20 protein-coding genes are annotated in these 21,616 nt (G+C 55.6%); 13 read left to right on the top strand and 7 right to left on the bottom strand.

Annotated features, from left to right (window positions below; translation table 11 throughout):
* Positions 1 to 83: 83 nt before the first annotated feature.
* Positions 84 to 2,507, top strand: a complete 2,424-nt coding sequence (bamA, locus tag EDF75_RS24910) for an outer membrane protein assembly factor BamA (RefSeq protein WP_133601239.1) — start codon at positions 84 to 86, stop codon at positions 2,505 to 2,507.
* Between the two features lie 442 nt (positions 2,508 to 2,949).
* Positions 2,950 to 3,300: an anti-adapter protein IraM gene (iraM, locus tag EDF75_RS24905; protein WP_133601238.1), complete on the top strand. Its 351-nt coding sequence runs from the start codon at positions 2,950 to 2,952 to the stop codon at positions 3,298 to 3,300.
* A gap of 11 nt (positions 3,301 to 3,311) precedes the next feature.
* On the opposite strand, the gene EDF75_RS27445 is transcribed toward iraM, so the two are convergent.
* Positions 3,312 to 3,779 carry a hypothetical protein gene (locus EDF75_RS27445; protein ID WP_241784026.1) on the bottom strand — a complete coding sequence of 156 codons (468 nt, stop codon included), beginning with the start codon at positions 3,777 to 3,779 and terminating at the stop codon, positions 3,312 to 3,314.
* A 21-nt stretch (positions 3,780 to 3,800) separates the two neighbouring features.
* A complete protein-coding gene (locus EDF75_RS24895; RefSeq protein WP_133601237.1) occupies positions 3,801 to 4,679 on the bottom strand; it encodes a winged helix-turn-helix domain-containing protein in 879 nt (292 codons plus the stop codon).
* A 470-nt stretch (positions 4,680 to 5,149) separates the two neighbouring features.
* Here EDF75_RS24895 and EDF75_RS24890 point away from each other — a divergent pair, with 470 nt between their 5' ends.
* From EDF75_RS24890 to EDF75_RS24865, 6 genes are all read left to right on the top strand, one after another.
* Positions 5,150 to 5,725 (top strand): LuxR C-terminal-related transcriptional regulator, encoded by a 576-nt coding sequence (locus tag EDF75_RS24890; protein ID WP_133601236.1) that lies wholly within the window; start codon positions 5,150 to 5,152, stop codon positions 5,723 to 5,725.
* 140 nt (positions 5,726 to 5,865) lie between these two features.
* On the top strand, positions 5,866 to 6,450 hold the full coding sequence (gene ecpA / locus EDF75_RS24885; RefSeq protein WP_133601235.1) for a common pilus major fimbrillin subunit EcpA: 585 nt from the start codon (positions 5,866 to 5,868) through the stop codon (positions 6,448 to 6,450).
* A 58-nt stretch (positions 6,451 to 6,508) separates the two neighbouring features.
* Entirely contained in the window at positions 6,509 to 7,177 is a 669-nt protein-coding gene (locus tag EDF75_RS24880) for an EcpB family pilus assembly chaperone (protein ID WP_041143617.1), read from the top strand.
* A 24-nt stretch (positions 7,178 to 7,201) separates the two neighbouring features.
* Complete coding sequence (locus EDF75_RS24875; protein WP_133601234.1) at positions 7,202 to 9,730, top strand: CS1-pili formation C-terminal domain-containing protein; 2,529 nt, start codon at positions 7,202 to 7,204, stop codon at positions 9,728 to 9,730.
* Positions 9,731 to 9,770: 40 nt separating this feature from the next.
* Positions 9,771 to 11,363, top strand: a complete 1,593-nt coding sequence (gene ecpD / locus EDF75_RS24870; RefSeq protein ID WP_076947886.1) for a fimbrial adhesin EcpD — start codon at positions 9,771 to 9,773, stop codon at positions 11,361 to 11,363.
* Positions 11,353 to 12,048 (top strand): fimbria/pilus periplasmic chaperone, encoded by a 696-nt coding sequence (locus tag EDF75_RS24865; RefSeq protein WP_133601232.1) that lies wholly within the window; start codon positions 11,353 to 11,355, stop codon positions 12,046 to 12,048. Before ecpD ends, EDF75_RS24865 begins: the two co-directional genes overlap by 11 nt.
* Here EDF75_RS24865 and EDF75_RS24860 read toward each other — a convergent pair.
* From EDF75_RS24860 to EDF75_RS24850, 3 genes are read right to left on the bottom strand one after another with little or no spacing between them, the layout of a single operon-like run.
* Positions 12,045 to 12,806, bottom strand: a complete 762-nt coding sequence (locus EDF75_RS24860) for an inositol monophosphatase family protein (RefSeq protein ID WP_133601231.1) — start codon at positions 12,804 to 12,806, stop codon at positions 12,045 to 12,047. The genes EDF75_RS24865 and EDF75_RS24860 overlap by 4 nt on opposite strands.
* 10 nt (positions 12,807 to 12,816) lie before the next feature.
* The gene (locus EDF75_RS24855) at positions 12,817 to 13,836 is read right to left on the bottom strand and encodes a LacI family DNA-binding transcriptional regulator (RefSeq protein ID WP_133601230.1); all 1,020 of its coding nucleotides are present in this window, start codon (positions 13,834 to 13,836) and stop codon (positions 12,817 to 12,819) included.
* Positions 13,833 to 14,603 carry an MBL fold metallo-hydrolase gene (locus EDF75_RS24850; RefSeq protein ID WP_133601229.1) on the bottom strand — a complete coding sequence of 257 codons (771 nt, stop codon included), beginning with the start codon at positions 14,601 to 14,603 and terminating at the stop codon, positions 13,833 to 13,835. The genes EDF75_RS24855 and EDF75_RS24850 overlap by 4 nt, the downstream gene beginning before the upstream one ends.
* A gap of 171 nt (positions 14,604 to 14,774) precedes the next feature.
* On the opposite strand from EDF75_RS24850, the gene EDF75_RS24845 reads away from it, so the two are divergent.
* From EDF75_RS24845 to EDF75_RS24830, 4 genes are all read left to right on the top strand, one after another.
* Positions 14,775 to 15,824 (top strand): ABC transporter ATP-binding protein, encoded by a 1,050-nt coding sequence (locus EDF75_RS24845; protein ID WP_133601274.1) that lies wholly within the window; start codon positions 14,775 to 14,777, stop codon positions 15,822 to 15,824.
* 29 nt (positions 15,825 to 15,853) lie between these two features.
* On the top strand, positions 15,854 to 16,993 hold the full coding sequence (locus EDF75_RS24840; RefSeq protein WP_133601228.1) for an ABC transporter substrate-binding protein: 1,140 nt from the start codon (positions 15,854 to 15,856) through the stop codon (positions 16,991 to 16,993).
* A 68-nt stretch (positions 16,994 to 17,061) separates the two neighbouring features.
* Complete coding sequence (locus EDF75_RS24835) at positions 17,062 to 17,892, top strand: ABC transporter permease (protein ID WP_123709977.1); 831 nt, start codon at positions 17,062 to 17,064, stop codon at positions 17,890 to 17,892.
* Positions 17,893 to 17,906: 14 nt separating this feature from the next.
* Positions 17,907 to 18,749: an ABC transporter permease gene (locus tag EDF75_RS24830; protein WP_133601227.1), complete on the top strand. Its 843-nt coding sequence runs from the start codon at positions 17,907 to 17,909 to the stop codon at positions 18,747 to 18,749.
* Between the two features lie 53 nt (positions 18,750 to 18,802).
* Here EDF75_RS24830 and EDF75_RS24825 read toward each other — a convergent pair whose 3' ends face one another.
* Entirely contained in the window at positions 18,803 to 19,084 is a 282-nt protein-coding gene (locus EDF75_RS24825; protein WP_133601226.1) for a YjcB family protein, read from the bottom strand.
* 545 nt (positions 19,085 to 19,629) lie between these two features.
* On the opposite strand from EDF75_RS24825, the gene EDF75_RS24820 reads away from it, so the two are divergent.
* Positions 19,630 to 21,234 (top strand): EAL domain-containing protein, encoded by a 1,605-nt coding sequence (locus EDF75_RS24820; RefSeq protein WP_133601225.1) that lies wholly within the window; start codon positions 19,630 to 19,632, stop codon positions 21,232 to 21,234.
* Here EDF75_RS24820 and soxS read toward each other — a convergent pair.
* Positions 21,219 to 21,548 (bottom strand): superoxide response transcriptional regulator SoxS, encoded by a 330-nt coding sequence (soxS, locus tag EDF75_RS24815; protein ID WP_041143630.1) that lies wholly within the window; start codon positions 21,546 to 21,548, stop codon positions 21,219 to 21,221. The two genes, EDF75_RS24820 and soxS, sit on opposite strands and share 16 nt — an antisense overlap.
* Positions 21,549 to 21,616: the final 68 nt, after the last annotated feature.

The following is a 21,616-nucleotide window of genomic DNA, read 5'->3' as shown; positions in this document are numbered from 1 at the left end:
TAATTAAGTGCAATTCTGCGCCTCGCTTAGGTTAATCCCAGCAGACTCCTGCTATTTCTAAATCTCTTTTAAATAAAACGCCCATGCTAAAGAAAACAAATATCATTGCCGGATTATTGATTTCACCCTTAACGCTTTATGCCGCGACTTCGTACACGATTAATGATATTCGCTTTGAGGGCCTGCAGCGCGTTACCGTAGGAGCAGCACTGTTGAACATGCCCGTTCATCCGGGAGAAGAGGTCTCGAACGACGATATCAGCGACGCGATACGCGGCCTGTACGCCAGCGGCAACTTTGAGAGCGTGCAGATCCTGCGCGATGGCCGTGCGCTGGTGGTGCAGGTTAAAGAGCGCCCGACTATTGCCAGTATCAGCTTCGCCGGCAATAAATCGGTGAAGGACGAGATGTTGAAAGAGAACCTCACCGCCAGCGGCGTTGATGCGGGTAGCGCGCTGGATCGTAACGCCCTCAGCGAAATAGAAAAGGGGTTGCAGGATTTCTATTACAGCGTCGGAAAATATAGCGCCACGGTCCATGCGGTGGTGACGCCGCTGCCGCGCAACCGTGTGGATTTAAAATTTGTCTTTCAGGAAGGGAAGTCGGCAACCATTGCCCAGATTAATATTATTGGCAATAAAGCGTTTAGCGAAGAAACGCTGCTCGACCAGCTTCAGCTCCGCGACCGGGTTCCGTGGTGGAACGTTATCGGTGATAAAAAATATCAAAAACAAAAAATGGCGGCGGATCTTGAAACGCTGCGCAGCTATTATCTCGATCGCGGCTATGCGCGTTTTGCCATTAATTCCAGCCAGGTCAGTATTACCCCGGATAAAAAATCGCTCTATCTTACGATCGACCTTGCAGAGGGAGAACGCTACAAGGTCAGCCGCACCGTGGTGGCGGGTGAGATGGCCACGCATGGCCAGGAAATTGAGGCGCTGGCCCAGCCGCTGTCCGGCAGGTGGTATAGCGGAGCCGAGATTACCGCCGTCGAAAATGCGATTAAAAAGCGCTTCGGTAAATATGGCTATGCCTGGCCGCAGGTGACGACGCACGCCGAAATTGACGATCGGCAGAAAAGCGCCACGCTGCGCATTAGCGTCGATGCCGGGCGCCGCTACTCCGTACGCCAGATTCGTTTTATCGGCAACGATACCTCGCGCGATGCCGTTTTACGCCGCGAAATGCGGCAAATGGAGGGCGCGTGGCTCAACGATGAAAAGGTGCAGCAGGGAAAAGAGCGTCTTGACCGCACGGGCTATTTCGAGAGCGTTGATAAAGAGATAACCCCGGTTGCCGGCAGCCAGGACCAGGTTGACGTCGTCTATAAGGTGAAAGAGCGCAATACCGGCTCATTTAACGTTGGCCTGGGCTTTGGTACCGATAGCGGCGTCAGCTACCAGCTGGGAGTGACCCAGGATAACTGGCTGGGCACCGGCAACAGCGTCAGCTTTAACGGCACCCGCAATAGCTATCAGTCCTACGTTGAGCTCGGCGCGACTAACCCCTATTTCACCGTCGACGGCGTAAGCCTCGGCGGCAAGATTTTCTATAACAGCTACGACGCCTCCGATGCCGACTCCGGCAGCTACAACCAGCAAAGCTACGGACTTGGCAGCAATCTCGGCTTCCCGATTAGCGAAAATAATTCGCTGAATCTGGGCGTTGATTATGTCCACAACCGCCTGACCAATATGGATCCGGAGCTCACGACCTGGAATTACCTTAACTCACGAGGCATTTATCCGCAGGTGGTAACCAAAGATGGCGACAGCGGGGCGGAATACAGCGCCAACGATTTTTTTGTCAGCCTCGGATGGAGCTATAACGATCTCGATCGCGGGTTTTTCCCCCGCTCCGGCAATAAAAGCAGCCTGAGCGGCAAAGTGACCGTCCCGGGATCGGATAACCGCTATTACAAGCTCACCCTTGATAGCACCCAGTATGTGCCGCTAAATGAAGGCCAAAGCTGGGTATGGATGGAACATCTGAAAGCGGGCTATGCCGGCGGCCTGCAGGGGAGCACGGTGCCCTTTTACGATAATTTCTACGCCGGGGGATCGTCATCGGTGCGCGGTTTCTCTTCCAATACTATCGGCCCGAAGGCGGCCTACTATCGCTGTAATGGCTCTGAAAGCAGCTATAGCGGCTGCCCGCTGGAGAGCTCTTCCGACGCGGTTGGAGGAAATGCGATGGCGGTGCTGAACAGCGAGTTTATTATTCCTACGCCGTTTATTAGCGACAAATATGCCGACAGTTTGCGGACCTCGCTCTTTGTTGATGCGGGCACGGTATGGAGCACCTCGTGGCAGAATAACGCCCAAACCCTGGCGGCGGGGATCCCGGACTATAGCGACCCGCTGCATATCCGAATGTCGGCGGGGATTGCGGTACAGTGGATGTCGCCGCTGGGGCCGCTGGTCTTCTCCTGGGCTGAGCCCTTTAAAAAGTACGATGGCGATAAGGCCGAGCAGTTCCAGTTTAATATCGGCAAAACCTGGTAAGCGGGGGCAAGACCGCGCTATTACCGCCGCGTCGCCGCGTGAGAGATGACGCTTTGATATCTATCATTCACGCCGTGGGCGCCGAGGCCTTTCTACTCCCATAACCCCCGGCGGCGAGCTGCCCGCCAGGGGGAAGCGTGAGCATGGACGGCAAAACAGTCTATTTTTCCGTTATGTCGTTGTTTAATCTGAATTCCGCGTCGATATTTTTTTTGTAAAGTTATGCAGGGCTATTTTATGCTTTTTTGACTTTACATATAAATATGTATTTTCAGGGGCGAAATATACGTATTAAATATTATGGCGATTACTTCTAAATAGCTAGAACGGATGTAGTCGATGGCTGTCCCATATCACATTATTGCGCTGAGGACTTGCGGTTAATTATAATATTTGCTATTTCTGAAGTCATGATTGCTGGCCAGAGATACAAGGATGAAACATGAAATGGACGGTGCTTAATACAATCATATGCCCGCATTCTGGCGTCGCGTTCTCCAGTATCTGCGGGCTGCGTTTTTTAAAGTTTATCATCTGGTATGAAGCGGACATTCTGTTGATTCCCGGTGAATCAATGAAGCTGTATTCATCTAAAGTTCTGATAAATAATCAATATCATTTCTTTAAGGTTTACAATATTGCGACCTATAGCGATACGCAGTGGGAGTCGCTGAGAGAGCGGCCATCCTGCCCCCATGACTTTAGCGCAACCACCGCAGAGGGGTGCTGCTACCAGCCGCACTGCGTCATTAAGCGATGCCCCGGCAGCTATCATCGCCACGCTTTATGCTAAGCTAGTGGCTGTTAAGAACGGGTATTTTCACAGACAAAATAGGGCGTGTTGGTCGACATAAATACCCACGAGCCAGCTTTTATCTTTATTATTTTAATAATGAAGTTATCTTCCTTGCTCATTTCAGTAAAGAACGGTGGGAGAATATCATCGAACTTTTCGGAGAATGCCGGTGAACTGGTTCGCATGTTGGAATCATTATTTTTAAAAATAAAAATATCGCTCTTGTTTTTAGTATAGGAGAAATATTTGCGAATGCTGATGTTATCCTGATTATTTCCGGAATTGCCGGTAAAGGTCATTAGACCATTGCCATTTTTAGTGAAGAATGTAACTGAAAATGAGAAGGTTTCGTCATCATTGATAATCGAAAAGGCCGACGTACAGTCAATACTATCATCCTCTTCGCGGAAGTGAGTGTAATATACAGCACCGCCGATCATAAGAATAATGATGATGAGAGTTATTATTTTCTTCATTTTATATGCCGATATTATCTTTTATTTTAAGTAGTAGGAGGAGGTACAGAATGATTTCTTGCTTGATGTGATCGGATAGCGACAAACGATCAGCGACGTTCTGCTCGACGGATAGTGGTTGGTAATATATACCGTTTGGCCATCGGAACAGCTGATATGCTTCTCCTGCATAAAATTAATAAAAAATTCATCAAATCTTAAATCATCATTACGAAACACCTTGCAGGTCCCTGGCGCGGCCAGCTCGGTGTAAGAGGAGAAAGGCGCGCTGGTCTGCGGAAAATAATAAACATAGACCAACAGAACGATCGCCAGCAGGCTGGCGAAACCCGCAACTCTACAGGTTCCTTTTTCACTGCCAGCGAACCTGAGGCCGGAAAGCATCCGCTGGGTGAACTGGTCTTCGTTCACCGGCGGCGACGTCGATAGGTTATCCCTGGGCGGTTCCGGGTCTGGCTGCTGCGGTGCGATACTTTCTACTGCCGGAGGTTGATGCGGGTTATTAACATTTTCTTCAACGTTCGGTCCACTATCGTTTTCGGACCCCGGGTCGCTTTCAATATGCCGGGCCAAAATGGTGGTGTCGTCGGCAATCATAAATCCCCGTTTCGGGATCGTTTGAATTATGCTGCCGTTAACGTGCAGGCGATTTAATGATTTACGCAGCAAGGAGATGTTTTGGTGTAGAGTATTTGGCGTAACGTTCATCCCTCTTTCTCCCCAGGCATTATGCAACAGCTCTGCCTGAGTGACTATTCTGCCGTGGTTTTTAATTAATAAAATAAAGCAAAGGCTTGCCGGTATTGCCAGAGTGATACGCTCATTGCTTTCTATAGAATGGAGAGTATGCGCCGTAGGATTGAACCTGAGCGTGTTCTCGATAACGTAAATAGTTTCCATATATCGTGTCTTATCGTGAGAATAGTTACCGCTAATAAAGTTTGCCTAAGATTTGATATTGAGATACTAGCATTAAAGCTTACGCCCGGCATTCATTCATAACTAAGAATTATCTTAATCCAATAAGATGTTTGTTGTAAAAAGGCTTCTGTTTGTTAATTTTTATGTGTTTATCTCAGTAATTTCAGTGGGTTATGTTTTTACATAAAATCAACAAATGTGATTTCTTTACGCTTCATAACTTTATGAGTAATAAAATATGAGCACTACGATTATTATTGCTGCACAAAATGTTGCGGCCGTGACGTAACAAGCTTAATAAAAGGATGTGGTTGTTCTACGATAACAATGTTAATGAATGGCAGGGGCGTGCCGGGTTGTTGTTACGCACCTCGTCATAATCAGTAGCGAAGGCATCGTGGAGGTGTTTTTTCCGGACCGGTGGCCCAATGGAACAGAGGCTGGTTATTATGGCTGTACTGATTGTAACTGATAATTATTTCTTTATACAAGGCCTGAGCCATATGGCCGATGACTTCTGTTATATCGGTTGTGCCGGCAGTTTTGATAGCGAGTTGGCCCGCAGGCAGTGTGCGGCGCTGAGCGCTGACGACTATGTGATTATCCATTTTGCACATTTAGATCATATATTATGTTTCTACCGATACTATCTGTCTAACAGCCAGGCGAAAGTTGTTGTCGCTCCGGATGCAAAATTTGTTAGCGACGTTTCGGACATTAATGATATTTATTTTCTCTCGGCCAATGCCAGCGTCAAGGCGGTAGAGAACATGTTTAAGCTTAAAAAGTATAAAATCAGAAAGCGAAGCCTGACTCCGCGCGAAGAGAAAATAATGTCCTTAATGATTATTGGTAATTTAATTAATGACATTTCGCAAACGCTCGGCTTAAGCATTAAAACGGTCAGTTTACATAAAAGCAATACCAGCAATAAAGTTGGTTTGCTTAATAATAACAATATCACGATGTTGGCCCTGATGCGTTTTATTCTGCCGGCATCAAAGAACGGCCTGCGGCTTATTTAATCTGCCGCCGAAGCGCATTCTGTCGATTTATTAAGGTATTTGTTTTTAAGGACTCAGGGTTCTTAAAGGCGATCATTCCATAAAGAACTATGGAACAGTACGGGCCATAAAAAGCCTCTTATCTTTATCAGGTGATAAATATGAAATTGAAAATGTTGGCAGCAGCTCTGATGACTACTCTCTGTGTTGGCGCTGTTCAGGCCGCTGATGTTACGGCTCAGGCAGTGGCGACCTGGTCAGCAACCGCTAAAAAAGATACCACCAGCAAGCTGGTTGTCACTCCGCTGGGCAGCCTGGCGTTCCAGTACGCTGAAGGGATCAAAGGCTTTAACTCGCAGAAAGGCCTGTTTGATGTCGCGATTGAAGGCGATGCTACCGCAACGGCCTTTAAACTGACTTCCCGTCTGATCACCAATACCCTGACTCAGCTGGACACCTCTGGCTCTACGCTGAGCGTTGGCGTTGATTACAACGGCGAGTCCGTAGAAAAATCGGCTGACACCATCATGATCGATACCGCTAGCGGCAAGCTGGGCGGCAACCTCAGCGCGCTGGCTAACGGCTACGACCAGGCCGGCCGTACCACCGCTCAGGATGGCTTCAACTTCTCTATCGTTAGCGGCACCACCGACGGTACCACGGCTGTAACGGATTACAGCTCGCTGCCGGAAGGGATCTGGAGCGGCGACGTCAGCGTACAGTTCGACGCGACCTGGACCAGCTGATTTCCCTGTAGCACAAAGCAGGGGCTTCCCCCTGCTTTCTTTCACGGATTGAATTCCCATGAAAAACCACATTCTGGCTATTGGCCTCTGTTTCTGCGCAATCATGCCGGCCCGGGCGCTGGACGTTGGCGATATCTCCTCGTTTATGAACAGCGACAGCAGCGTGCTCAGCAAAGAGATAAAAAATACCACCGACAGTGGACGCCTGATCAATATCCATATGGAGCGCCTCTCCTCGCCGCTCGATGGCGGTAACGTCATTGCGATGGAGAGCCAGGACGAAGTTTTGCTCACGCCTGCCAGCCTGCTGCTGCCGGCGAAAAGCAGCGATGTTATTCGCTTTTTCTACAAAGGCCCGACGGATGACAAAGAGCGCTATTACCGCATCGTCTGGTTCGATCAGGCGCTAAGCGACGCCCAGCGCAATGGCGCAGCCCGCAGTGCGGTGGCGACGGCATCCGCCCGTATTGGCACCATTTTGGTCGTGGCGCCCCGCAAGGTGAACTACCGCTATCAGTACGCCAACGGCACGCTGGTGAACAGCGGAAACGCCACGCTGCGCATTCTCGCCTACGGCCCATGCCTCAAGGCGGCGGATGGCAAAGAGTGCAAAGAAAATTATTACCTCATGCCCGGTAAAGAGCGCCGATTCACGCGCGTCAACGTTGCCGATAAAAAAGGACGGGTCGCGCTCTGGCAGGGCGAGCAGTTTGTTCCCGTAAAATAACAATTGTGCTGACGGGATAAGGTTATGCCGCGACTACGGATTTCCCCGGAGCTGAAAGCGCTCCTGGCCTACGGTATGGTTATTTTTTCTGTTCCGCTCAGCGTCAGCGCGGCGCCGGAACTGATACCGCAAATCGGCGGCGTAATTATTCCCCAGGCGTTTAGCCAGGCCCTGCAGGACGGGATGAGCATCCCACTCTTTATTCATCTGGAAGGCAGTGCGGGAAACGGGGACGATCAGCGCCTCGGCAGCGCCTTTATCTGGCTGGATGGCGGCGTGCTGCGCGTGCGCCAGATCCGCCTGGAAGAGAGCGATAATAATGCGACCGTGAGCGCCCAAACCCGGCAGACGCTCGCTTCCCTGGCGAACGAATCCTTCGACAGCGACCTGCGCATTAAGATCTCCGCCGACGCGCAGCTGCAGCTCAGCCTGCGCCAGCTTCTGCTCCAGCTGGTGGTGAAAAAAGAGGCCCTGGGCACCGTGCTGCGATCGCGCAGCGAAGATATCGGCCAGTCCAGCGTTAACGCTCTCAGCAGCACCCTGAACTATAACCTCGGCGTCTATAACAACCAGATGCGCAACGCGGGGAACAGCACCTCCAGCTATCTGTCGATGAACAATGTTACCTCCCTGCGCGAGCATCATCTGGTGCTCGACGGCTCGCTCTACGGCGCCGGAACCAGCAATCAGGACAGCGAGATCTATAAGGCGATGTACGAGCGTGACTTCGCCGGCCACCGCTTTGCAGGCGGAATGCTCGATACGTGGAACCTGCAGTCCCTCGGGCCGATGACCGCTATTTCGGCAGGCAAAATTTACGGCGCCTCCTGGGGCAACCAGGCCAGCTCGACGGTCTTTGATAACTCCCAGTCGGCGACGCCGATTATCGCGTTCCTGCCTTCCGCCGGTGAGGTGCATCTGTCGCGCGACGGCCGCCTGCTGAGCGTGCAGAACTTCACGATGGGCAACCATGAGGTTGATACCCGCGGCCTGCCGTACGGGATTTACGACGTGAATGTTGAAGTTGTCGTCAACGGCCGGGTGGTCAGCAAGCGCACCCAGCGGGTGAACAAGCTGTTCACCCGGGGACGCGGCGCCGGCGCGCCTTTGGCCTGGCAGGTCTGGGGCGGAAGCTTCCATATGGACCGCTGGTCAGAGGGCGGCAAAAAGACGCTCCCCGCCAAAGAGAGCTGGCTGGCCGGGGCTTCGGCAACGGGCTCGCTGGGCGCCTTCAGCTGGGCCGCAACCGGCTACGGCTACGATAACAACGCCGTCGGCGAGACCCGGCTGACCCTGCCGCTGACGCAATCTATCAACGTGAACCTGCAAAACATGCTGGCCAGCGACAGCTCGTGGAGCAGTATCGGCAGCGTCAGCGCCACGCTGCCCGGCGGCTTTAGCTCGGTTTGGGTCAACCAGGAAAAGACCATAATCGGCGACAGGCTGCGGCGCAGCGACGCCGATAACCGGGCGATTGGCGGGACGTTGAACCTCAGCCCGCTGTGGTCAAAGCTGGGCACCTTCAGCATCAGCTATAACGACGATCGCCGCTATAGCAGCCACTACTACACCGCGGATTACTATCAGACCCTCTACAGCAACGCCTACGGTTCGCTGGGCCTGCGCGCCGGGATCCAGCGCTTTAACAACGGCGACAGCAGCGCCAGCACCGGGAAATATATCGCGCTCGACTTTTCTCTGCCGCTCGGCAACTGGTTTAGCGCCGGGATGACCCACCAGAACGGCTACACCATGGCCAACCTGGCGGCGCGCAAGCAGTTTGAGGAAGGGAGCACCATTCGCACCGTCGGCGCCAATATCTCCCGGGCCATCTCCGGCGACACAGGGGATGACAAAACCCTGAGCGGCGGCGCCTATGCCCAGTTCGATACCCGCTACTCCAGCGGGACGCTGAACGTGAACAGCGGCACCGACGGCTACGTGAATACCAACCTCACCGCCAGCGGCAGCGTGGGCTGGCAGGGGACAAATATTGCCGCCAGCGGGCGTACCGACGGTAACGCCGGGGTGATTTTTAATACCGGTCTTGAAGATGACGGCAAGCTCAGCGCCAGGGTAAACGGCCGGGTATTCCAGCTCTCGGGCAAACGCAGCTATCTGCCGCTCTCGCCCTACAGCCGCTACGAAGTCGAGCTGCAGAACAGCAAAAACTCGATCGACAGCTACGACATCGTCAGCAGCCGCAAAAGCCGTCTGACGCTCTATCCGGGCAACGTGGCGGTGATCGAGCCGGAAGTGAAGCAGATGGTGACCGTCTCCGGGCGTATTCGCGCCGAAGACGGCACGCTGCTGGCCAATGCGCACATTAATAACCACATCGGGCGTACCCGCACCGATGACAAAGGCGAGTTTGTGATGGATGTAGATAAAAAATTCCCGACCATCGACTTCAGCTACGGCAACAACCAGCGCTGCGAAGTGGAGCTTGAGATTAACAAAGCGCGCGGGGCGGTATGGGTCGGCGATGTGACCTGTAACGGCTTGAAAACCTACGCCAGCAACCTGGCGACGGGAGAGAACTATGAAGGCTAAATGGGGTGCGCTATTGGCGATTGTGCTCGCCCTGGGCGCAATGACGCGGGCCTCTGCGGCGGTGACCAAAACGAACTGGCCCGACGCGGCGGCGATGCAGTATGTGTTTGTGGAAAACAACTCTGACGATAACTACTTCGTCACCCCCGGCGGCGCGCTCGACCCGCGCCTGACCGGCGGCAGCCGCTGGACCGGGCTGAAGTATACCGGTACCGGCACTATCTATCAGCAGAGCCTGGGCTATATCGATAACGGCTACAACACGGTGCTGAACGCCAACTGGCAGTTCGACATGTGGCTGGAGAACTCGCCGGTATCCAACCCGCTGAGCGGCCTGCGCTGTATAAACTGGTACGTCGGCTGCGATATGGCAACCAGCCTGATTCAGGCGCCGGCGCTGGATGCGAGCGGTTTCTACGGCGTGACGGTGACCTCCGGCGGGGCTAAATGGATGCACGGGATGCTATCCGACGCCTTCTATCAGTATCTCCAACAGATGCCGGTAGGCGGCAGCTTCTCGATGACCATCAACGGCTGCCAGACGTCCGTTAAGTACGATGCCAGCAGCGGGGCGCGCTGCAGGGATCAGGCTTCGGGGAGCTGGTATACCCGCAAGGTCACCCATACCAAGGCCGCCAACTTAAGGCTGCTCAATACCCACTCCCTTACCGAGGTGTTTATCAACACCGACGGAGTGCCGACGCTCGGCGAGGGGAGCACCAACTGCCATGCCCAAACCATCGGCACCCGCTCCGGCCTGAGCTGCAAGATGGTTAACTATGCTCTGGAAAACAACGGTCTGAGCAATACCTCTATCCATATTTTCCCCGCCATCAGCAATTCGTCTCTGGTCTCCGCGGTGGGCATCTATGATATGCAGTTCAGCCTCAACGGCAATTCGTGGAAGCCGGTGAGCGGTATCTCCTACTACTACAATTTCAATGAGATGAAGTCCTCTGACTCCATTTACATCTTCTTCTCGAATAACTTCTTTAAGCAGATGGTCGCGCTGGGGATCAGCGATATTAATACCAAAGATTTGTTTAACTTCCGCTTCCAGAACATTACGTCGCCGGAGTCCGGCTGGTATGAGTTTTCTACCTCCAACTCGCTGGTTATCAAGCCGCGTGATTTCAGCATCAGCATTATTTCCGACGAGTACACCAGCGCGCCGAGCCGCGAGGGCTACGTCGGGCAGGGCAAGCCCTCGCTGGATTTTGGCTATATCGTCACCACCAGCGGCAGGACCGCCGCCGATGAGGTGCTGATCAAGGTTAACGGCCCGGCGCAGACCATCGGCGGGCGTTCATACTGCATCTTCAGCTCCGCGGACAATACGACGAAAGTCCCTTTCCCGGCGACGCTGACCTTCACGACGCAAAGCGGCGGCAACAAAACCTACGATGCCGGCTGCGACGATAGCTGGCGCGACATGACCGATGCGCTGTGGATGAGCACGCCGTGGAACGATGCTTCAGGCGATCCTGGCGTGATGAATAAAACCACGGTCAGGTTCTCCATCCCGATGAATGACGCGATCTCGCTGAAAACGATTGATGATGACGGCTGGTTCGGGGAAGTGAGCGCTTCAGGTGAAATTCGGGTTCAGGCGACGTGGCGAAATGTTAACTAATACGATACGCGCGATGGCGTGGCTGCTGGCCCTCTGCCTGCCGGCGGTCGGAGAGGCCATATCGGTCGGTAACCTGACCTTCTCGCTGGGGGCGGAGGAGAGCTTTGCCGCCAAGCGGGTGCTGAATAATAACAAGAGCGCGCGCCTGTATCAGGTCTCGGTGGTCGGCATCGACCGTCCTGGCGGGAAAGAGGTTCGCTCCCGTCCGGCGGACGGCGAGCTGCTCTTTGCGCCGCGCCAGCTGACCCTGCAGGCGGGGGAGGGGGAATATTTTAAGTTCTACTATCACGGGCCGCAGGACAACCGCGAGCGCTACTATCGGGTCTCGTTTCGTGAAATCCCTACCCGCAACCGTGTCGAGCGCAATACCGCCGGGGCGGCGGTGAGCATCGACCCGGTGGTGGTGGTGGAGACTATCCTGGCGGTGCGTCCGCGTCAGGTCGATTTTAAATGGGCCTTTGACCGCCGGGCGGGCACCGTCAGCAACAGCGGCAACACCTGGTTTAAGCTGCTGATTAAGCCCGGATGTGGGGCAACGGAAGAGGACGGCGACGCCTGGTACCTACGCCCAGGCGACGTGGTGCGCCAGGCCGCGCTGCGCCAGCCTGGCGACAAGTACATAATTTACAACGATCAATTTATCAAAATATCCAACGACTGCCCGTCGCCATCGGCGGGCGGTTAGCTGCCCGTCAGGGCCATCAGGCGCGACTGAACCTCGGGGCAGCCGGCCAGCACCAGGTTACCGCTGAGCAGGCCGTCGTTGGCCAGAAAGTCGCTGCTCGCGCCGCCCGCTTCGACGATCAGCAGGATACCCGCCAGCGCATCCCAGCTGTTCATATGCGCCTCATAATAGGCGTGCACCTGGCCGGCGGCGACGTGAGCCAGCATCAGCGCCCCGGCGCCAAAGCGGCGGTACTCCATACCGGCGTCAATCACCCGCTCAAGCATGCGGGCGTAGTTTGCGGCAGGCGCCCGGCTGGAGCGCCCCATGCCAATCACCACCGTTTCCGGGTCCGGCTCGCGCAGCGCCAGGCGCTTATCGTTGAGAAATGCGCCTTCGCCGCGGCGGGCAAAGAAAAACTCGTTGCGATCCGGGGCGTAGATAATTCCCAGCTCCAGCACGCCCTGGCTGACCCAGGCCAGAGAAATACACCAGTAATCCATGCCCAGAATATAGTTGGTGGTGCCGTCGATAGGATCAATGACCCAGGTTCCCTGCTTCCCGGCCCGCAGGCCGCTCTCTTCGCCGAGAAAACCGTCCTCCGGGCGATGGGCCTCCAGCCAGGCCTTGATCTCCTGCTCGACGAAAACGTCGGCCTGGGAAACAAAATCCTGGCGCGCTTTTTTATCCACCTGCAGTCCCGCATCGCGCAGCTCCTGCGCGCGCGTCCCCAACTGGCGAATCAAACTGCATAGCGACTGCTGCTGTTCTTCGGTCATAGCCTGGCTCTTATGTGGTTGATGGCGACGTGCGCCGGTGAATTAAATCGACCTTCACCCACGTGGTGCGTGAAGGCTGGAGCGGATCGCTGGCCCTCTCCAGCAGGCGGGTGAGCGCCTGGCGGGAGATCTCCGCCACGTCCTGATGCAGGGTGGTGAGCCGGTAGCTGTACTGTGCCGTTTGCGGCGTGTTATCAAACCCGATGAGCTGAAAATCCGTCGGGGCCTCTTTGCCGCGCTGGCGCATGCCGTCAAGAAAGCCGCAGGCCAGCTGCGCGTTGGCGCAAAAAATCCCCTCCAGCGCGTCGTCGGCGGCGGCGGCGGCCTGCAGCCCGCCCTCGTAGCCCTCAAGGGTGGCAAGCAGCGGCTGAAGATCGCGCCGCGTATCCACCCCAAGTTCGCTGAGCGCCTGATAGAACGCTTCCCCGCGCATTTGTCCGGCCCAGGTCGAGTGGCGATGGTTTAGCCAGCCAAAGCGGCGGCAGCCGGCTGCCACCAGCTGCTTCGCGGCCAGCGCCGCCCCGGCTGCATTGTCCGAGCAGACGTAGTCGACGCCGGGAATATTCGGCTGGCGGTTAATGCCGACGACCGGAATTTGCTGCTGGGCGAACTCGTAGACCAGCGACTCGGGCGGCTGGCCGGAGGTGACGATCGCCCCGGACACGCGAAACTGCGCGAAGCGGCGAAGGGTCTGGGCCAGATCCTGCTCGCTGCGGATCTCGCTGACCAGCGCCTGAAAATCGCGGCGCTGGATCTCGCTCAGCAGCCCGTCGAGCAGGCTGCTGCGAAACGGATCGTTGATGCGGGAAACGATCACCCCGATCAGATGGCTGCGCCGGCGGTTGAGCCCCTGGGCGAGAAAGTTGACCTGATAGCCCAGCTCTTCTGCGGCGCGCAGCACCCGCTCGCGGGCGGCGGGCGAGATGCTGCCGTTATTGCTCAGCGCGCGGGAAACGACCGCGCGCGAGACGCCGGCGCGGCGGGCAACGTCCTCGGCGGTAATGCTCTGTTTTCGGGGAAGTGCGCTCATGCCGGGCTTTCCTCGCCGCTACGCGGTGGCTGATGAAGATCGTATTGTAAGCCGTCCTGGCTGACGAACAACCCGTTCCACGGCCGGCAGGCTACCCGCAGCGCCGGCAGGATCGCGTCGTAGCAGTGATAGAGCCCCATGGCGGGCAGCGCCAGCGTTTGAAACAGCGCCAGGCAGGCCGGGAAATCGCCGTGGGAGGCGTCGTCGCTCAGGGCGGTGAGCGAGGCGCACTCCTGGAACGCCAGGTCCGACCCCGCCATCAGCGCGATCGACTGCGCCGTCGGCCGGCCGTCGCCGCTGTAGAACAGGCTTTTCCCGGCGAGGGTGATGCGAATTGCGCGGTTGCTGAGCTCGTGCTGGGTTTCGGCGGTGCGGATCTGCCAGTCGTGCCAGGTCCACGCCGGGGTGGCGTCGCGCCACTCAATCGCAAAGCACAGCGCGGTGTCCGGCCAGTTTGCCAGCTGCGCCAGCTGCATCAGCACCGGACGCTGCTGCGGCTGGCTGTAGATAATCAGCGGCTTGTGGCGGGAAAAGCTTTTCCAGTAGTTGAGCAGCGCCGTCAGGCCGGTACAGTGATCCGGGTGGACGTGGGTGAAGTAAATGGCATCGATATCGTTAATATTGCCTCCGCGCTGCCACAGGGCGCGAGGGATGGTGGGGCCGCAATCAATCAGCCACTGGCGATTGTTATTATCAATAACGCGCAGCGCAGAGGTATTTTGGCTCTCTGAGAAGGCGCTACCGCAGCCGAGAACGTCTATTTTCATTTACCCTCGCCAAAAAATTTTCGCACTTAATTAAATTGTCACAAATACCCGACAAAGTAGGCTCACATCATGTCGAGTCAAGGTTGCATTTTTTTTACAGCCAAATGAACACGTGTTCATCCTGGCGCGAATAAATAAAAAATGCCTACAGAAGAGTTTTGGGTACCGAATATGAGCTATCTGCACATTGCCAGCCTGAGAATTAGCTACGGCGATAAGGTTGTCCTGCATAATATCGACCTGGCGGTAGAGAAGGGGGAGATGATCGCCCTGCTGGGGCCATCGGGCTGCGGGAAAACCACGCTGCTCAATGCGCTCTGCGGCTTTATCCCGGCGCAGAGCGGGGAGATCGTCGTCGCCGGCAGGGATATCACCCATAGCCCGCCGGAGCAGCGCAATATTACGATGGTTTTTCAAAGCTATGCGCTGTGGCCGCATCTGACGGTGGCTCGCAATATCGGCTATGGCCTGAAGCTGCGCCGGTGGCGGCGCGACGATATCGACCGCCGGGTGGCGGAGCTGCTGCAGATAGTCAACCTCTCGGGGCTGGCGGAAATGAAAGTGACCGAGCTTTCCGGCGGCCAGCGTCAGCGGGTTGCCCTGGCGCGCGCCCTGGCGATTGAACCGGACGTGCTGGTGCTGGATGAACCGCTCTCCAATCTGGATGCCAAAGTCCGCCTTAACGTCCGCCATGAAATAAAAGCGCTGCAAAAGAAGCTCGGCTTTACCTCATTAATCGTCACCCATGACCAGCAGGAAGCGCTGGTGATGGCTGACCGTATTGCCGTATTAAATAACGGCAGGATTGAGCAGTTAGGGACGCCGGAAGAGATATATCAGCGTCCGGCCACGCCTTTTGTCGCCGATTTTATGGGGGCCGATAATAAAATAAATAGCCGTGATATCCGCACCCTCGACGGTATTCACTGGCGCAGCCCACAGGCATATTCCGCTACCGATTCTGGCGAACAGGTTATTTATTTCCGCAGCACCGACGCGGCGCTCCTTTCAGTCGCGGATAGCGCGCCGCAGGAGGGGCTGACCCTCGACGGCATCGTCGAACAAAGCGCCTTCCTCGGCCATTTATATCGCCACAGCGTGCGCTGCCGCGATCGCCTGCTGCTGGCGGACTCTACCCGCTGCTGGCCCGCCAGCTCCCCGGTCAGGCTGCACGTGCCGACGCCGGCGCTGCATATTTTTCCTTCATCTCATGCAAGTTGACATCATCGTGTTCATTCTGGGGATAAACCATGTTTACTAAAACAAACGTTGCGCTGGCGACCGCCGTACTCCTGAGCTACGGCGCGCAGGCCGATACCATCCTGAACGTCGCGACGGCGGGCGATCAGAATATGGTGGATTACGTAAAAACCTGGCTGGGGCCAAAGTTTGAGGCCGCGCATCCGGGCGTCAAGGTGCAGGTTATCGGTACCGGGCCGGGGGATGCGGGCTCGAACAAAATTATCGAAAAGCTGACGGCGCAGAAGGAGAGCGGCGCCAGCAGCTGGGATATTGACGTCGCCGTGGTGCATCAAAAAGCCGGCGGCGAGCTGGTGGAGAAGGGGTTATTAGAGAAGTACCGCCAGCAGATTAAGACCGGCAGCCTGGTCAGCGCCGACAACGCTAAAAATGCCCTCGGGGTTAACGTCGACGGCTACGTGATGCCGATGTTTTTAAGCCAGACCGCCATTGCCTGGAACAGCGAGACGATCAAAACCCCGCCGGCCTCCTACGATGAGCTGGTGGCCTGGGCGCAGAAAAACCCGCAGGCCTTCGGCTATAACGGGATCAAAAACGGCATGTCCGGGGTCAGCTTCGTGGTGGGCTGGATGTACGCCTACGGCACCGACGCCCAGCGCCTCTCCTCCCTGCCGTACGATAAAAGCGTGGAGAAAAACTGGGGCCAGGCCTATGAAAAGCTGAAGGCTTTTAATAAAAACGTCACCTTCACGCCGGGCAACGCCGGGACGCTCGATATGCTGACCCGCGGGGAGATCGCTATGGGGCCGGTATGGGTGGATATGTTCTATAGCTGGAAGGATCAGGGGAAGCTGCCGCCGTCGATCAAGCTCTCCCTACTGGCGCCGGGCATGCCGGGTCAGCCGATGTATTACGTGACCCCGGCGAAGGCGGCGAATCCGCAGCTGGCGCACGAGTTTATCGAGCTGGCGACCAGCCCGGAGGTGCAGGCGCAGGGGATCGTGAAGCAGTTTAACTGGTATCCCGGCATCGATGCGCAGCACGTTAAGCCGCAGCTGGACGCGGGGACGTGGCAAAAGCTGTTTGCGGAGATCTCGCCGCAGGCGCTGGCGGAATACGGCAAGAATTTCCCGATTACCGCCTATTTTGACGATATTAAAGAAGGCTACGAAAGCCAGGTCGCCAACTAATCTTCGTCGATGCCCGGGGCGGCCGCGCGTCGACCCGGGCGTTTCTCCTCGCTGATATCAGGTTTGCTATGCGTATTTCGCTGAAATATCTGCTGCTGGTGGCTCCCGCCGCGCTGACCATTGCCGTGCTGTTTTTATATCCGCTGGGCTTCTCGCTGATTGCCGCCTTTACCGACGATGCGCAGCGGCTGACCCTGGCCCACTTTCGCAAAGTCTATGCGCTCTATTCCACCGATATTCTGTTCACGCTGATCGTCGTGCTGAGCTCCGTGGCGCTGCTGGCGCTGATTTCCATCACCCTTTCCGCAGTGATTACCCTGTCCTCCTGCCGGCCGATCGTACAGATGCTGGCATTTTTATATCGTCTGCCGCTGTTTATTCCTTTTATCGTTGCGGCGCAGATGATGCGCACCTTTCTGGCCAAAAACGGTTTAATGAACAATGCGCTGGTTGCCAGCGATCTGCTCACGCCGATGGAGACTCTCTCCTGGCTGGGCTGGAAGGGCATCATTATCACCTTCGTCTGGAAGCAGCTGGCGTTCGCCACGCTGCTTATCTGCGGCGCAATGGCGGCGCTTGAGCAGTCGCAAATTCTGGCGGCGCGCAACCTGGGCGCCTCTCGCCCGCGGATCCTGTTCGATATTATTCTGCCGCAGGTGCTGCCCGCCATCGGCGTGGCGCTGGTGCTCTCGACCGTCACCATGATGTCGGTGCTGTCGGTGCCGCTGATGATAGGCGTCGGTACGCCGACGATGATCACCGTTGATATGGCGTTTCGCGTGAACTCCTACGGGGATTACGCCGTGGCTAACGCTCTGGGCGTCGTGTCGCTGCTTATCTGCGGCGCGCTGTCGTGGTTCTATCTGCGCCACAGCCTGCGCCAAAAAGGGGGAGAATAATGAAGGAGGTTACGATGACACCACCTGCGACGCTGCTGGCGAAAGGGCGGAGAAAGCTGAGCGCCAGCCTGCCGCTGCAGACGCTGCTGCTGGTTCTGATGCTGCTGGCGATGTTTGGTCCGCTGCTGAATCTGCTTATCTGGACGGTGGCCGAAAGCTGGTTCTTTCCCCATGCCCTGCCCAGCCAGTGGGGGCTGAAATACTGGTATCAGGTGTTCAGCCCCTATAGCGATGTTTCGGGCTCTTTGCTGACCAGCGTGCTGATTGCCGTGCTGTCGGTGCTGGTGTGCCTGCTGATTTCGATCCCTGCCGGCTATGCGTTATCGCGGCGAGGGATGCCGCTGCGGGTGGGCTTTATGCTGCTGTTTCTTATTCCGCAGGCGTTCCCTAACCTGACGGTATATATGAATATTGCCCGGCTTTTCTATCAGTGGGGGCTCAACGGCACCGTGGCCGGCGTGGTGCTGGTGCACAGCGTGCACGGGCTGATGTATTCGGTATGGATCTGCGTGGCGGCGTTCTCGGCGGTCGATCCGCTGCTGGCAAGAGCGTCGCGCAATCTGGGGGCCGGGGCGGTGTATACGTTTTGGCATATCGTTTTGCCCCAGGCATCGCCGGGGATTATTGCCGCCAGTATTTTTGTCTTTCTGGAGTCGCTGGACGAGTTCACCGGCACCTTTTTTGTCGGCGCGCCGGATATCACCACGCTGCCTCTGCTGCTATACAACGCCAGCATGTCGGGAAACTATCAGGTGTCGTCTATTACCGCGCTGATTTTATTACTGCCGTCGCTGCTGTTTATGCTGGTTATTCATAAATTTATGCGCCCGGAAATGCTGGCAAAAATGGGCAAATAGCGCTCAGGCTACTCGCCAGTAAAAACGCTTCCCGGTGGGAAGCGTTTTTACTATCAGGTCATCATCATCGGCCACTCTGGCGGCGTCTGGCTCATCACTTCCACCATGACGTCTTTAATGTTGCCCCAGATTTTGGCAACGTCGATCAGCGTGATACCGAGCAGGCCGGTGGCAAACCAGCAGGCGGCGGCCAGCCCCAGGCAGCTGCAGATCACCGCTAAGCCGGCATAGTCGCTTTTACGCAGCTGAATATTCATCGAGCTGGCTAAAAACATCAGCACCGCGCTCAGCAGCGGCCAGCGCAGGAGTATGACACTGGTAGTAATGGAAGCCATTAACCTGATCCTCAAAGAAAGTCGGGGGCCTTTGACAACCTGGCGAGACTAACGATGACGTGGCGCTCTGGCTATCGACGGGCGAAAAAACGTATAATGAAACAATGTTTCCGTTTCATTAGGATGTGTGAACTATATCACACTTGTTCTTTTATTCACCAGCCAAAAATTGCGTTTTTTATGTGCTTATAAACCATTTAAATGTTGTGGTTAACGGCGCGGTGCGCCATAGCCATACCCGCCATGATGCTGAAGCTAATGTATTAATACGATGGACTGTTTTTTTGCCAGGCTTATATCTACTGGTTTTATTACCTGTTCGCGGTAATCATACGGATAAACCGAATCAGAAAGCGGTGCCGCTCTCATTATGTCGAGAATGTTTCTCGATTGTTCTATAAGTTAGTATTATTCATCATTATCGGCTGTGGGGTTTTTACCCTCAATAGCCGAATGCCTAAATGACCGGCATTGTATAGGCGCAGGCATCTGCCATTGTGGACTGTTACCGTGATTAAGGCGTATCGCATGGATAAAAAGCGGAAATGAGTCGTAGCGCGCCGCATAAGGCGTTGAAAATATTTGGTATTGCCCTGGTTATCCTGCTGCCAGTGGTGCTGGCCTTGTGGCTTGCCCAACACCGGGCCAGGGTGGAAACCAACGACCAGCTCCGCTCGTTTTCTCAACTGGCGCTGCAGAAAACCGAAATGGTTATTCATGAGGTCGAGCAGGCGCGTAAAAAGGCCATGCAATATCAGGGGATAATATGTTCGCCGCAGCACCAGCGATATATGCTGGATATTGTTCGCAGCCTGCTTTACGTCGAAGATTTAGTCTATGCGGAAGGCGCTGATTTCTTTTGCTCAACCGCCGTTCATCCCGATACGGTCTGGCATGTTGAGACGGCTAATTATATAAAAAAGCCGGATGTCGCCATCTATTACTATCGCGATACGCCGTTCTATCCCGGTTTTGCCATGACCTATATGCAGCGCGGTCACTATGTTGCGGTTATTAATCCACTTTCCTATAGTGCGTTAATATCCAGCGATAGAGATTTAGCCTACGGTCTGTTCGATACCAAAACGAATCAGTTTTTCTCCGTCAGCAAAAATACCGACGCCGCGGCGTTACGTCCGCTGATCCGCAGCGAAGACACCTTTTTCCAGCAGGATCGCCGGGTATACACCGTTGCCCATTCGGCGAACCGCCCTATCGCGGTGATCATGTCCACCTCGCGCGTGGGCTATTATCAAAATTTATATGACCAGATCGTGCTCACTTTGCCGCTGGGCCTGATTGGTAGCGGGCTGATGTTAACGCTGTGGCTACGCATCCGGCGGCAGTACCACTCCCCGCGCAGCAGGCTGCAGCGCGCGCTGAGCCGTCGCCAGCTGTGCCTGCACTATCAGCCGATCGTCGATATTAAAACGAACCGCTGCGTCGGGGCAGAAGCGCTGCTGCGCTGGCCCGGATGCGATGGCCCTGTGATGAGCCCGGCGGAGTTCATTCCGCTGGCGGAGAACGAAGGGCTGATTGCGCAGGTGACGGACTACGTCGTGGATGAAGTGTTTGCCGATCTGGGCGAATTTCTCGCCAGCCATCCGCAGCTGTACGTCGCGATTAACCTCTCGGCCACGGATTTCCACTCCGCGCGGCTGATTAGCCAAATTAGCGAAAAGGCGAAAAGTCACGGGGTATGCATCAGCCAGATTAAAATCGAAGTGACCGAGCGCGGTTTTATTGACGTGCAGAAAACGACGCCGGTCATTCAGGCGTTTCGCGAGGCGGGATATGAAGTCGCCATCGACGATTTCGGCACCGGCTACTCCAACCTGCATAACCTCTCTTCGCTCAACGTGGACATTCTCAAGATCGATAAATCCTTTATCGATACGCTGACGACCCGCGGCACCAGCCACATGATCGCCGAGCATATTATTGAGATGGCGCGCAGCCTGCACCTGAAAACCGTGGCCGAGGGCGTCGAAACGCTGGACCAGGTGAAGTGGCTACACAAGCGCGGCGTCCGCTACTGCCAGGGCTGGCATTTTGCGAAGGCGATGCCGGTGCAGGAGTTTAAGCAGTGGCTGGTTAAGGCACCAGCGCGGCTTAACGCCTGCGCGCAAAGTCGTCAGGCAGAAATCTGATGGCGATAGTCGCTGGGCGTGCGGTCATACTCCCGGCGGAACACCCGTGAAAACGTCTGCTGCGAGACGTAGCCCAGATCCATCGCGATATCGAAAATCGGGCGCTGGGTGGTTCTGAGGGCTTCAGCGGCCAGTAACAGCCGACGTTGGCGAATGTAATCACCCAGCGTCTGATGCGTAACGGCGCGGAACATCCGCTGGAGATACCACTTCGAGTACCCCGATTTTTTGGCGACTACATCAATGTTAAGTGGTTGATCGATATGTTCATCAATCCATTCAATAAGCGTTTGGATAATATCCTGATGGGACATAAAGCGGCCTCTCTCTCAATTCTCGATTCGTCGTTTTGTCTGCGGGCGAGTATAATTCCTCAAGTTAA

The organism is Klebsiella sp. BIGb0149, from assembly GCF_004362605.1.
GTDB classification, from domain to species: domain Bacteria; phylum Pseudomonadota; class Gammaproteobacteria; order Enterobacterales; family Enterobacteriaceae; genus Klebsiella; species Klebsiella terrigena.
Note: the sequence above shows the minus strand (reverse complement) of the source record. Positions and strands in the feature narration are given on the sequence as shown.

What these genes read in the sequence shown, in the direction of transcription:
- ecpD (WP_076947886.1), top strand. Translation starts at nt 9,771, where the DNA reads ATGACGCGGGCCTCTGCGGCGGTGACCAAAACGAACTGGCCCGACGCG.
- EDF75_RS24895 (WP_133601237.1), bottom strand. Translation starts at nt 4,679, where the DNA reads ATGGAAACTATTTACGTTATCGAGAACACGCTCAGGTTCAATCCTACG.
- ecpA (WP_133601235.1), top strand. Translation starts at nt 5,866, where the DNA reads ATGAAATTGAAAATGTTGGCAGCAGCTCTGATGACTACTCTCTGTGTT.
- EDF75_RS24835 (WP_123709977.1), top strand. Translation starts at nt 17,062, where the DNA reads ATGCGTATTTCGCTGAAATATCTGCTGCTGGTGGCTCCCGCCGCGCTG.
- EDF75_RS24890 (WP_133601236.1), top strand. Translation starts at nt 5,150, where the DNA reads ATGGCTGTACTGATTGTAACTGATAATTATTTCTTTATACAAGGCCTG.
- EDF75_RS24860 (WP_133601231.1), bottom strand. Translation starts at nt 12,806, where the DNA reads ATGACCGAAGAACAGCAGCAGTCGCTATGCAGTTTGATTCGCCAGTTG.
- EDF75_RS24845 (WP_133601274.1), top strand. Translation starts at nt 14,775, where the DNA reads ATGAGCTATCTGCACATTGCCAGCCTGAGAATTAGCTACGGCGATAAG.
- bamA (WP_133601239.1), top strand. Translation starts at nt 84, where the DNA reads ATGCTAAAGAAAACAAATATCATTGCCGGATTATTGATTTCACCCTTA.
- iraM (WP_133601238.1), top strand. Translation starts at nt 2,950, where the DNA reads ATGAAATGGACGGTGCTTAATACAATCATATGCCCGCATTCTGGCGTC.
- EDF75_RS24825 (WP_133601226.1), bottom strand. Translation starts at nt 19,084, where the DNA reads ATGGCTTCCATTACTACCAGTGTCATACTCCTGCGCTGGCCGCTGCTG.
- EDF75_RS24875 (WP_133601234.1), top strand. Translation starts at nt 7,202, where the DNA reads ATGCCGCGACTACGGATTTCCCCGGAGCTGAAAGCGCTCCTGGCCTAC.
- EDF75_RS24880 (WP_041143617.1), top strand. Translation starts at nt 6,509, where the DNA reads ATGAAAAACCACATTCTGGCTATTGGCCTCTGTTTCTGCGCAATCATG.
- EDF75_RS24855 (WP_133601230.1), bottom strand. Translation starts at nt 13,836, where the DNA reads ATGAGCGCACTTCCCCGAAAACAGAGCATTACCGCCGAGGACGTTGCC.
- EDF75_RS24840 (WP_133601228.1), top strand. Translation starts at nt 15,854, where the DNA reads ATGTTTACTAAAACAAACGTTGCGCTGGCGACCGCCGTACTCCTGAGC.
- EDF75_RS27445 (WP_241784026.1), bottom strand. Translation starts at nt 3,779, where the DNA reads ATGAAGAAAATAATAACTCTCATCATCATTATTCTTATGATCGGCGGT.
- EDF75_RS24820 (WP_133601225.1), top strand. Translation starts at nt 19,630, where the DNA reads ATGAGTCGTAGCGCGCCGCATAAGGCGTTGAAAATATTTGGTATTGCC.
- soxS (WP_041143630.1), bottom strand. Translation starts at nt 21,548, where the DNA reads ATGTCCCATCAGGATATTATCCAAACGCTTATTGAATGGATTGATGAA.
- EDF75_RS24865 (WP_133601232.1), top strand. Translation starts at nt 11,353, where the DNA reads ATGTTAACTAATACGATACGCGCGATGGCGTGGCTGCTGGCCCTCTGC.
- EDF75_RS24830 (WP_133601227.1), top strand. Translation starts at nt 17,907, where the DNA reads ATGACACCACCTGCGACGCTGCTGGCGAAAGGGCGGAGAAAGCTGAGC.
- EDF75_RS24850 (WP_133601229.1), bottom strand. Translation starts at nt 14,603, where the DNA reads ATGAAAATAGACGTTCTCGGCTGCGGTAGCGCCTTCTCAGAGAGCCAA.